Origin of the sequence: Duncaniella muricolitica, assembly GCF_910574735.1 — a bacterium.
GTDB lineage: Bacteria > Bacteroidota > Bacteroidia > Bacteroidales > Muribaculaceae > Duncaniella > Duncaniella muricolitica.
Window position 1 is genome coordinate 1 of sequence record NZ_CAJTCF010000018.1, and the last position, 11,966, is coordinate 11,966.

The 11,966-nt window shown below is 54.1% G+C and carries 8 protein-coding genes; 3 read left to right on the plus strand and 5 right to left on the minus strand.

The features are described from left to right. Window positions 1–365 precede the first annotated feature (365 nt). Together QGT73_RS05390 and QGT73_RS05395 are read right to left on the minus strand one after the other, a co-directional pair. A complete protein-coding gene (locus QGT73_RS05390) occupies window positions 366–1,781 on the minus strand; it encodes a glycoside hydrolase family 28 protein (RefSeq protein ID WP_280121767.1) in 1,416 nt (471 codons plus the stop codon). A gap of 136 nt (window positions 1,782–1,917) precedes the next feature. Beyond that, complete coding sequence (locus QGT73_RS05395; RefSeq protein ID WP_280121768.1) at window positions 1,918–3,900, minus strand: TlpA family protein disulfide reductase; 1,983 nt, start codon at window positions 3,898–3,900, stop codon at window positions 1,918–1,920. Window positions 3,901–4,066: 166 nt separating this feature from the next. Between QGT73_RS05395 and QGT73_RS05400 the strand changes: the two genes are divergently transcribed. The 3 genes from QGT73_RS05400 (at window position 4,067) to QGT73_RS05410 (ending at window position 8,437) form a co-directional block, all read left to right on the plus strand. Beyond that, window positions 4,067–4,627, plus strand: a complete 561-nt coding sequence (locus QGT73_RS05400; protein WP_280121769.1) for a Crp/Fnr family transcriptional regulator — start codon at window positions 4,067–4,069, stop codon at window positions 4,625–4,627. A gap of 298 nt (window positions 4,628–4,925) precedes the next feature. Beyond that, entirely contained in the window at window positions 4,926–7,442 is a 2,517-nt protein-coding gene (locus tag QGT73_RS05405; protein ID WP_280121770.1) for a glycoside hydrolase family 3 C-terminal domain-containing protein, read from the plus strand. 407 nt (window positions 7,443–7,849) lie between these two features. Continuing rightward, window positions 7,850–8,437: a hypothetical protein gene (locus QGT73_RS05410; protein WP_280121771.1), complete on the plus strand. Its 588-nt coding sequence runs from the start codon at window positions 7,850–7,852 to the stop codon at window positions 8,435–8,437. Window positions 8,438–8,565: 128 nt separating this feature from the next. Here QGT73_RS05410 and mgtE read toward each other — a convergent pair whose 3' ends face one another. The 3 genes from mgtE to QGT73_RS05425 all read right to left on the minus strand — a co-directional run bounded on the left by mgtE (window position 8,566) and on the right by QGT73_RS05425 (window position 11,907). Then, entirely contained in the window at window positions 8,566–9,927 is a 1,362-nt protein-coding gene (gene mgtE / locus QGT73_RS05415; protein WP_123616709.1) for a magnesium transporter, read from the minus strand. 57 nt (window positions 9,928–9,984) lie between these two features. Then, entirely contained in the window at window positions 9,985–10,806 is an 822-nt protein-coding gene (gene rsmA, locus QGT73_RS05420; RefSeq protein WP_280121772.1) for a 16S rRNA (adenine(1518)-N(6)/adenine(1519)-N(6))-dimethyltransferase RsmA, read from the minus strand. A 549-nt stretch (window positions 10,807–11,355) separates the two neighbouring features. Then, window positions 11,356–11,907, minus strand: a complete 552-nt coding sequence (locus QGT73_RS05425) for a DUF4294 domain-containing protein (RefSeq protein ID WP_425278387.1) — start codon at window positions 11,905–11,907, stop codon at window positions 11,356–11,358. Window positions 11,908–11,966 lie beyond the last annotated feature (59 nt).

Below are 11,966 nucleotides of genomic sequence, written 5' to 3' on the forward strand. Positions count from 1 at the left end.
TGACATTATAAACAGCTTCATATTTTGTAAAAAAACGATTTACTCTCGTTGGTTGCAACGAGGGAAGTTGTGCATGGGGGAGTACGACAAACCTACCTGAGTAGTTACGTTGTTTAAAAACAAATGTGAAAGCCGGAGTCCATCTCAAGAGAATGGATGCAAACAAGCATTTTTTATAACTTCAATAAAGCAATTTTAATGTATAATAATGTTAATATAAGTTACTATCGCCTGCATGGATGTCTTTTTGGCTCCCCTGTCCCTAATCTTCAGTCACCATGCTACAGCATGGCTCCTTCAGATTATGAACAGGTTAGCTCAAAAATACATCCACTCCGGCTTCACATTTGTTATTAAACAACCTCTTATTTTTTGTCGGGGATTAGGCGGACGTCGGTGAGGTTGATGCGGGCTGTGGCTGAGTCGATGGCGGTGGGGGCGTTGCGATAGACGATGGTGCTGTTGGAGATGTCGATGTCGTGCACGCAGTCCATGCCTTGTATGCCTGTGGCTTTGATGCCTGTCTTGCAGCCGCGGCAGATGATGTCGTAGATTTTTATGTCTTTGAATTCGGGGACGTTGACGAGCTCTTTGACGGCGGGTGTGTCGCTAGCCTTGGAGCCGGCGGGACGGTCGGCGTAGGAGCATTCAAAGATTATGGCTTCGCCACGTATGTCAGCCATCATGATGTTGTAGAGATATATGTCGGAAGTCTTGCCTCCGCGGCCTATCGCGCTCTTGAAACGCAGGCCGGTGTCGGTGCCCGAGAAGCGGCAGTCGGTGGCTACGACGCGGTCGATGCCGCAGATGTCTTCGCTGCCTATCACGAAGGCTCCGTGGGCGTGGTAGACGGTGTTGTAGCGCATGAGCACGTCGGCTACGCCGTTGATGTCGGTGCCGTCTTTGCGTGTGCCGCTCTTGAGGCAGAGGCCGTCGTCGCCGGCGTCGACCGTGGAGTTGACGATGAGTGCCTGGTGGCAGTCGGAGAGGTCGATGGCGTCACCGTTCTGGGCGTTCCAGGGACAACGTACGGTGATGCCGTCCATGATGATGTTGCGGCTGTTGAAGGGATGGACGTGAAATTTGGGGGCGTTCTGGAAGGTGACGCCTTCGAGGAGTATGTTTTCGCAGTAGAATACGCGGAAGAGGTCGTTGCGCTTCTTTTCCTGCTTTTCGGGGGTGGCGGCTACGTCCTCATAGCCTGAGCGGAGCTCCCACGGATACCAGAGCGAGCCGTTGTCGCGTTCTACGCCTCCCATGGCTTTGAAATCGTTCCATTCCACATTGCTGACTTTGCCTCGCTTGACGGGACGCCACTGCGAACCGTTGCCGTCGATCATGCCTGAGCCGGTGATGCCGATGTTGGTGCAGCGGGTGGCTGAGATGCAGGCCTTGACGCGTGTGGCTTTGGGGTTGGGGTCGATGTAGAGGGTTTTGTCGGGCGAGAAGTAGAGGATGGCGTTGCGGTCGAGCGAGAGGTTGATATTGTCGCGGAGCTCGATGGGGCCTGTGAGCCATACGCCCATGGGGATGGTGACGGTGCCGCCTCCGAGGGCTGCGAGTGAGTCGATGGTATGCTGTATGGCTGTGGTGCAGAGTGTCACGCCGTCGCCTACGGCTCCGTGGGCGGTGATGGAGGCTGTGCGGTCAGGAAAGGTGATGGGGGTGACCTGACGGATGTCGATGGGGAGGCCCTGATAATAGTGGCTGTAGTCGGCTGCCTGGGCGGGGAGAAGGGTGAGCAGCAGGAGGGCGAGAGACGTGAGAATTGTTCGTTTCATGGTATTGATTCGATGGAGTTTGGTGATTGTTACGGGTGCAAAGTTACGGCTTGTGTGTCGTTAATAATAAAAAGTCCCTGTTAAATTTTTATTAAAAAATCAACAGGGACCGGATAATGGATTGTCAGGCAGTCGGCTATAGCTCGATGCCGTATCTTTTGAGTATGGTGGGGATGGTGCTTTCGCTAAAGGAGATGTTGTTGATGACGGAGTGTCCTTCGGGGGAGATGAAGGTGTGGTAGGGGAAGGCTGAGAAATTGTAAAGCTCGCGCAGACGGTTGAAATCGTCCTGTGGAATGCGCAGAGTGATGTCATCGGTCATGTTGTCAGCTACAAATTTATTGTATGCGTTCTCGGGCGAGTCTTCGTCACCTGTGATGAAGAGAAATACATAGCCCTTGCCGTCGCGGTGAGTGTCGCGAAACTCTCGATTGCGCTTTATTTCAGCACGGCACGGACCGCAGCCTGTCGACCAGAAGTCGACGAAGATGGCTTTGCCGGCGTAGGGTGCTATGAGCTGTCGCATGATTTTACCGCCTTCGGTGTCGGGCAGAGGAGAGGGGCGTCCGGCGGTTTCATACTGTGAGGCGAAGTGATCGGCAAGGGCTTTGCGCAGGACCGGATGGCTGATACATTTCAGCGAGTCGAGCACCTGCATGGCGTCGTCAATGGTGCCTGTGAGGGGGCCGGAGTATTTATGATAGTTTGTCAGATAGGCGAGCGAGGCCATCTGCCATAGCAGCGGGGTGGTGGATGTGCCAAGAAATTCGTTGACATATCCGGCCTTCGAGTCAAGACGGACGCATGAAGACCAGAGCGCGACAATCGAACCGACTCTCTCAGTCAATGATGACGGCTGGCGGTGGGGAATGTTTTTCATATCGAAGCCGAGCATCTCGGGCAGCGGGCAGAAAGCAAGACGGTTGAGCAGGGTTTCGGTGGGCTTGGACACGATATATGCCGAGTCGGTCAAAAGCAATGAGGGGATGACGTTGCGGTAGTAGTCGAGCGTGGGGGCAGTGACGCTCGCGGAGGGATTTTGCCACGTTGCACGGTTCATGTGCATCAGATAGTTGAGGTGGTCATAGGCGCGTTGATTGACTATGTTGTGTCGCAGTATGGTTTTGGCCACGGGGTGTAGCGAAGGGGTGGCGGCCATGTAGTTCTCGACTTTTGTGTCCCAGAGGTTATGCACACTGTCGATGTGGGCCATCATACGTTCGGGGGTGAGTTTTTTGGCAAGTCGGTCATAACGAATGATCGGCTCGGATGGAGCGTCGGCCAGTCCCGTATTTATGGCTCCGAGCGACCCTCCGAAGCGGACGGGCCGGATGGAGTGTTGGTCGGTCTTGCTGTTTTCGGCTTCCTGCTCGGGGTCAATGTATATGAACAGGTCATGGCCCGGCTCGAGATAGAGGTCGTTACGCAACTGTGATATGTAGGCAAATCCCGGGCCGTCAAGCTGGATGTCGCAAGCGAATGTGCCGTCGGGCTGTATGTCGATTATGGGGAGTTTGTAATTGCCTGTAATGGGGCTGAATGTGCGCAACTGTATGTTTTTACCGAATGTGCGTGGGTCGTAGCTGTCGACCACACCCTCGATGTGTACGATGCCGGGAGTGAAGAGCGGTGCAATGACGGGAGGATGCTCGCGTGAGATGATGAGTTGCCCGGGATCTGTTATGCGTGCCGGACGGGTGGCCTTTTTGCCGTCGAGCCGCAGTCCGAATATGTCCCAGGAGCCTTCGATGAAGTCTATCGCCTTGACTGAATCGGGGAGCGGAGGATAGAAGAGCGAATAACGGATGTAGCCTTCGGCCGGAATGCGTATTGTCTCGTTAAATTTCACACCTTCGGCGCGGGTCGGATAATAGCAGTTGCCGGTGATGATGTCTTTAAGCCGCGAATTATCGCCCACCGTGCCTTTGTAGCCTTTCTTGGCCTCGACGCGGAAGTCTACACGGGTTTCGTTGTCAGAGAGGGTGATGCGCTCCACAGTCAGCACATGTGATTTACGGCACTCGAAGTCAGGCATGTCGACTACGCGCTCAGCCCGCAGACCTATGGCGACCGAGATGAACATGGCGAGTGCAAGCAGTCGGGAAATATGTTTTTTCATGGTAGCTTGAATGAATTTGGTTATTCGACGCCTAAATTAGTGAAAAGTTTTTGCGAAGTGATGGGTGTAAAGTGGTTTTTATAATCTTTTAACATTGTGTAATCTATTAGGATATAGAAATTTCCACTACATTTGCGAATAGCTTTATTAACGTTTTAATGGATTTATGGCTGAGTTTAACGTCTATCGTGAATTGCTTGACTTGTCGTCGGTGAAGGAGCTGTGTATGACCCGCGGAGTGATGCGCGAGTATGCCAAGGGTGATGTGTTTCTGTCCGCGGGGACGGTGGCCGGAGAGCTGGGATATGTGGAGTCGGGCTATATGCGTTTTCTGGTCAACACGACAGATGGCGAGGAGCGTGTGGTGGGCTTTTCGTTTGATGATGATTATGTGTGTGACATCAACAGCAATTTATCGGGGTTTCCGTCGGAGGTGTCGATTGTCGCCGGACGTCGCAGCCGGGTGTGGGTGGTGAGTATGGAAGAATTTGTGAGCTTTGCCGTGAGACGTGGCTTGCGTTTCTGCGTCGGTATAGAGGTGGTGCTTTTCAAGACTGTCTACGGCCGTTATCTTGATATGTACAGGCTTTCGCCGCGCGAGCGTTACATGAAGGTGCAGAAGGCTTATCCCGGTCTGTTTCAGAAAGCTCCGCTGTGTGACATCGCTTCGTGGCTTTGTATTACCCCGGTCCATCTCAGCCGTCTGCGCAAGCAGTTGGCCGAGTAAGGACGACATGGGGGTGAATAATACATACTGTATTAAAGAAAAGTCAGGATAAAAAACAGATATGTATAGACTTATGTGTAAGGTGAATAGGTTGGGATGTAATAAAGCACTTAATTGTTTTTGCGAGTGCAAAGGTAGTGAAAGAGCGGGTGTGAAATACTAAACAATTGTTTAGAAATGCCGTGAAAGGAGGGTGAATGACGCTTTTTTTACGGTCAACGGCGGTTTTTTTGATTTTTAGATGTATTTTGCTTATCTTTGCGACAAGATAATGTAAAAACTACAATACTGTAACACCATGAAAAAACTGCTTGTTGCGACACTTATGGCGGCAGGAATGCTCGGGGCGTCGGCTGAGACGCCGCGCGAGAAAGCCGAGGCCATGCTGCCCAGACTTACACTTGACGAAAAAATTTCGCTGATGATGGACGAGTCACCGGCTATCCCGCGGTTGGGTATCCCTGAGTTCAACTGGTGGAGCGAGGCTCTGCACGGTGTTGCCCGAGCGGGGCTTGCGACTGTGTTCCCGCAGACCATCGGCATGGCTGCGACGTTTGACGACGCGGCCGTCGGCGAGACATTCGATATAATCAGCGACGAGGCCCGCGCGAAATTCAACGGCTTCAGAAAGAGCGGCCATATCAATCGTTATCAAGGCCTGTCGTTCTGGACCCCCAATGTCAACATCTTCCGCGACCCTCGCTGGGGACGCGGCCAGGAGACTTATGGCGAGGACCCTTATCTGGCTTCGCGCATGGGTGTGGCCGTGGTCAACGGGCTGCAGGGCCCGCGCGGAGGCAAGTATATGAAGACTCTGGCCGGAGCCAAGCACTTTGCAGTGCACAGCGGGCCCGAGTGGAACCGCCACTCGTTTGACGCCAAGGATATAGACCCGCGCGACCTGTGGGAGACTTATCTGCCTGCCTTCAAGACTCTTGTCGACGAGGATGTGGCGCAGGTGATGTGTGCCTACAACCGATATGAGGGTGAGCCTTGCTGCTCGAGCAAGAAACTGTTGCAGCAGATATTGCGCGGCGAGTGGGGCTATAAAAACATAATAGTGTCGGACTGCTGGGCCATACGCGACTTTATCTCCGACTGGGCCCACAACACTCATCCGTCGGACGCGCATGCGAGCTCTGACGCGGTGATTTCGGGTACGGACCTCGAGTGCGGACCTGTCTACAAGAGTCTGCGCAAGGCTTACGAGCAGGGTCTCATCACTGAGGCCACCATCGACTCGGCCGTGGTGAAGCTGCTCGACTATCGCTATCGTCTGGGTGAAATCGACTCGGCGGCCGATGTGCCCTGGAACAGTTACAGCGAGGCGACACATCTCAACACTCCGGCCCACGCGGCCAAGGCTCTCGAGATGGCGCGCAAGTCGATGACGCTGCTCAAGAACAACGGTATATTGCCGCTCGATCCCAAGGCCGGCAAGAAAATCTATGTAATGGGTCCCAATGCCAACGACTCGGTGATGCAGTGGGGCAACTATAACGGTTTTCCCGCCCATACGGTGACTGTGCTGGAGGGTGTGAGAGGTTATGTGCCCGACGCAGTATATGAGCGCGGATGCTCTCATGTGGTGAGCGACAACAAGACTTCTTATTTTGACCGCATAGCCGGTGGCATGAAGGCTTCCTACTGGAACGACCACAAGATGGAGGGCGCGCCCGTGGCTACGGCTACCTATACGACTCCGATACGTCTGGACGGCGGCGGAGCTACAGTGTTTGCTCCCGGCGTGGAGCTGACCAATTTCAGCGGTCTGTATACGGGCACGTTTGAGGCTCCCGAGTCGGGCGACTATATCATAGAGTTTGAGTCGAGCAAAGGCGACGAACTTGTGACGCTCGACGGCAAGGAGGTGATAGTGCGCCATCCCGAGGGACGTCAGAATCATAAGGCGTCGTATATCTTCAGCGCGGAGAAGGGTAGCCGCCATGACATCGCGGTGCGTTTCAAGCACTTCGAGGGTGATGCCACACTCAAGTTTGACATCCTCTCGGCCAAGGAGAAGCCTGTGGATTTCGCTGATGCCGATGTAGTGATATTTGTCGGCGGTATCTCTCCCCAGCTCGAAGGCGAGGAGATGAAGGTGTCGGTGCCCGGATTCAGGGGCGGCGACCGCGAATCAATCGAGCTGCCCAGCGTGCAGCGTCAGTTGATAAAGAAAATCAAGGATGCCGGCAAGAAGGTGGTGTATGTCAACTGCTCGGGTTCGGCAGTGGCTCTTACGCCCGAGGATGAGATATGTGACGCTGTGCTTCAGGCGTGGTATCCCGGTCAGGCCGGCGGCCGCGCTGTGGCCGAGGTGCTGTTTGGCGACTACAATCCCGGAGGACGTCTGCCTATCACATTCTATAAGGATGACAGCCAGCTACCTGATTTTGAGGATTATTCGATGGTAGGCCGCACGTATCGCTATTTCAAGGGCGAGCCGCTCTATCCTTTTGGCCACGGACTGAGCTATACGACTTTCAAGTATGGCAAGCCTAAGTATTCGTCGACCCGCGTGAAGGCCGGAGAGCCTGTCAAGGTGACTGTGCCTGTGAAGAATACAGGCAAGATGGACGGCGATGAGGTGGTGATGGTGTATGTGAGCTGTCCGGCCGATGTGTCGGGTCCCATCAGAAATCTCAAGGGTTTCAAGCGTGTGCATATCCCCGCGGGCAAGACCGAGAAGGTGGAGATCACACTCGGAGGTGATGCTTTTGCGGTGTTTGACTCCGAGAGTCAGAGGGTGGTGACACGCCCTGGCAAATATGTGGTGCATATGCCTGAGGGAGAGCAGGAGATTATTGTAGAATAATATAAGAGGGTGTTTCATAACAAATGTTAAAGCCAAAGTCCATTGTCATGAGTCGTGTTTCGTCATGGAAAGAGGGAGCATAGCTGTAGCTATGTGACCGATTGACAGGGTGGAACACGACCATGACAATGGATGCAAACAAGGTATTTTTATTATTACTTAATATGTATCATAATAAGGATTTATTAAAGCTTTACCACTCATGGGCGTCTTTTCATTTAACTTGTCCCTAATCATCGGTCACATAGCTACAGCTATGCTCCCTCTGATTATGAACAATTTAAATGAAAATACACCCACTTTGGCTTAACATTTGTTATGAAACACCCTCTAAAAAATATCTTTAAGGGCCGTAGGCCGAACCTGCGGGTTTGGCTTACGGCCCTTGATAATTTTATTTATGAGTTATGAATAAGTTTTTGAGAGGCGTGAAGATTGTTGTCGCTGTCGTGGTTCTGACAGGGATGATTGTGTGGGCGATGCTGCTTTATAAGGATGCTGTCATCGAGTGGTGGATAGTGCCGGCTGTTACGCTGGGTGTCGGGCTTGCGACGGGGCTGCATATGTGGCGGATGTGGCAATGGCTTACGGACAGTGATGCCCGCTGGTGGAACTATGGGTGTCACGTGGTGTTTACGGCGGCTGTGCTGTCGTTTGCGTTTTTTGCTCTTAACAATATGCTTGCCGACCGTTCGAGCGAGCATGTGGAGCGTGGGGTGGTAGCGGGCCATTTCCGCGAGGAGCGTCGCAAGACTCGCCGTGTGGGACGGCGTTATGTGGCGACGGGTGAGAAGTATTATGTGTATAAGCTGAAGATTGTGCTTAATAACGGTGAGGAGAAGTTTGTGGGTATGGATGAACGGCGTTACCGCCGTGTGCATGACGGAGATTCGGTGACGGTGCCTGTAATGAGGGGCCTGCTGGGGGTGACAGTGATGGAGACTGACAGCATGAAGATCAAGACTTCGACCCGTGGCCGGAGAAGACGGAGGTAGCCGCGTGGCAGGGGCTTTCGCGCTCACTCTTTTTCAAAAAGGCCGAGCTGAAACTCGGGAGCGGGGACAAAGGCTGCGCACTGCGTGGAGCTGAGGGGGATGGACCGGATGGGGCTGATGGCCGGGCTTTAGTGGAAGGCTATGATGAGCCAGGTGGATATGGTCATGTAGATGAGCATACCGATGATATCGTTGGTGATGGAGATGAAGGGGCCTGTGGCGAGGGCGGGGTCTATCTTGAGTTTTTCGAGTGTGAGGGGGACGAAAGTGCCGAAGACTGAGGCGAACATTACGACGCAGAAGAGTGATATGGATACGGCGAATGTGGTGACCTCGTGGCCCTGGCCTATGGTGAAATAGTTGTAGATGAAGACGAGAAGGGCTATGATGCCGCCGTTGACGAGTCCGACACCGAGCTCTTTGAGGAGCTGGCGGGTGGATTTGCGTATGTCGAGAGAGCCGTTGGCGAGGCCCTGGACTACGATGGCTGATGATTGTGTGCCGACGTTACCACCTGTGCCTCCGATGAGGGGTATGAAGAGGGCGAGTGCGGGGTCGACGACGAAGCCGCCTTCAAATTTTCCGAGTATGAATGAGTTGCATAGTCCGCCTATCATGCCTATGAGTAGCCATGGGAGGCGTGCTTTGGTCTGTGCGAAGAGTTTGTCATCACTCTCTACGTCGTGACTAAGACCTGATGCGAGCTGATAGTCTCGCTCGCTTGAGTCGCGCACTTTGTCCATTACGTCGTCGACGGTGATGCGTCCGAGGAGTCGTCCGATGGAGTCGATTACGGGCATGGCGACGAGGTCGTATTTCTCGAAGTCGAGAGCTACTTCGTCGATGGGGGTGTCGGCTTTTACGGCTACGGGATCGTCTTCCATTACGTGTTTGATCTTGGAGACGGAGGGGTGGGTGATGAGTTTCTTCAGAGGGAGTGTGCCTCGGAGGCGGTCATCGTTGTCGACAACGTAGACATAGTAGACTTCGTCCATGTCTTCGGCCTGCATTCTCATCTGTTTGATGCATTCGGGCATGCTCCAGTTTTCGTTGACGACTATCATTTCGGTGCCCATGAGTCCGCCGGCGGTGTCTTCGTCATACTGGAGCAGGTCGATGATGTCGCCGGCCTGCTCGACGTCGTCGATGTGACTGAGGATTTTGTCGCGCTCGTCTTCGTCAAGCTCCTGTATGATGTCGACGGCGTCGTCGGTGTCGAGGTGTTCAATCTGCTTGGCGATGTCCTCGGCGTCCATCTTGCTGAGGAGCTTTGCGCGCTCGTCTTCGTCGAGCTCCATGAGCACGTCGGCCTGAGTCTCTTCGTCAAGGAGTCGGAAGAGATATTCTGCTTCTTCAAGGTCGAGGTCGCGGTAGAGCTCGGCGATGTCGGCGGGGTGGAGGTCGCTGAGCTCTTCGCGGGCTGCGCTGTCGGCGTGGTCCTCGATGATTTTGCGCAGGTGCTGGAGGTATTCGGGATTGAACTCTTTCATTGGTGACGGATGAGGCCAATGGGCCGTATGGGGCTAATGGACCGGATGGGCTAATGCTTATGGGGTGAGGAGGTTGGTGAGCTCGATGAACTGGGCTACGGTGAGCTGTTCGGGCCGCAGGGTGAGAAGCGGGGTGTCGGGCAGTGGGGCTCCGGGGGGTAGGAGGCCGCGGATGGAGTTGCGGATGGTCTTGCGCCGCTGTCCGAAGGTGGTCTTGACGACGGTCTTGAAGAGTCGTTCGTCGCAGCCGAGGTCGGTGACGTCGTTGCGGGTCATGATGATGACGCCGCTCTTGACTTTGGGGGGCGGGTTGAAGACGTTTTCGTCGACTGTGAAGAGGTAGCGCACGTCATACCATGCCTGGAGCAAGACGCTGAGTATGCCGCGGTCTTTGGTGCCTTCGGGGGCGGCGAGACGCTGTGCTACTTCGCGCTGGAGCATGCCTGAACATGCTGTGACCCGGTCTTTGTAGTCGAGGATGTGGAAAAATATCTGTGAGGATATGTTGTAGGGATAGTTGCCTATGACGCAAAATTTGCTGCCGTCGGGATAGAGGGCTGCGAGGTCGAGGCGCAGGAAGTCGGCGTCGAGTATGCGTCCGCTGAGTTCGGGAAAGTTGTAGCGTAGATATTGTATGCTTTCGGTGTCGATCTCGGCGACTTTTACGTCGTGGCCTGAGGCGAGGAGATATTTTGTGAGTACGCCCATTCCGGGGCCGACTTCGAGCACGGGGAGGCCGTGCCACGGGTCGAGGGTGGCTGCGATGCGTTGGGCCACGCTTTCGTCGGTGAGGAAGTGCTGGCCGAGTGCTTTCTTGGGCTTTACGGCACTCTGTATGCGGGGCGGACGGGGGGTGTGGCTGTTGCGTTCTCTCTTCATGCTGCTTGTTTTGAGTGTACAAATTTAGTGTTTTTTTTAATGACTTTCAACAGTTGTTAGTAAAACACTTTGCGGGGTGGGGGCGTTAGTATAGATGAAAGCACGAAAGGAGTGTTGCCCATCCCGTTGATGAAGTCTCTCCCCGTAGGTTTTCGCAAAAGTAGCACTTGGCAACGAGCCTCGGGCTATGTGAGGGGACAGTCTGACTGTGCCTTCGCTTCTCCGGCGCAGAGTGATTTTCTCTACGAAAGTGGGATGAGAGCGACGCTCCGGCAATGATGTAAGGTCTTTAGCCGTAAAGACCTTGGAAGGGCAAGTAGTTGCCTTTCCGATAACTACAACTTCGGCCCGGCAAGTGGTACCAGTGACCCGCCGGGCCATTTTTTTTTGCTCTTCGAGCAAAAGGTTATGAGGTTATGAGGTTATGAGGTTATGAGGGGGCTTCCGCGCTCACACTTTTTACAAAGGCCGAGCTGAAGCTCGGGAGCGGGGACAAAGGCTTCGCGGCCGAGGGGGCTTCGCGGCCGAGTGGGGACGGATGGGCTCTTATTAGAGCTGGCCGAGCTCGACCATGGTGGCGACGCGCTCGATGATGGCGTCTTTGCGGTCTTTGTCGGGGTTGTAGGTGGTCTTGAGGTTGACGCCGAAGAAGCGGCCGAAGGTCTGCCAGAAGCCGGCACGGAAGCTGCCGAGGAAGGCTTTGAGGATGTTGTAGCTCGATTGGTTGGTCTCGCGGTTGATGAGCTTGATGAGCATCTGGGCCTGGCTTTTGGTGAATTTCTTGAGGACGGGTTTGTATTGCTCGAATACGGCTCCTTCCATTTTTTTGAGGTGCTCTTCGCGCTCTTTCTGAGTGGGGAAGGTCTCGATGTATTCGTAGGTCTCGATGAGGGTTTCGCAGATGAGTTTGGCGTAGGGGAGGGTCTTGCGGACGTCGCGGACAGTCTTCCAGTAGAACTGTTCTTCTTTTTTGTTTTTGAATTTTAGCGGCGGGAAGACTGTGACTTCTCCGAGGACGAGCATGAGTGTCTCGGGGCCTTCGTCCCCGTCGAAGAAGTAGTAGCCTTCGAGCGCGCGTTTGCGTCCGCCTCCGGCTTCGATTTCTTCGGCGGAGGGGATGGACGCTGTGGTTTGTGCATGCACGGGGGGGAGGATGAACA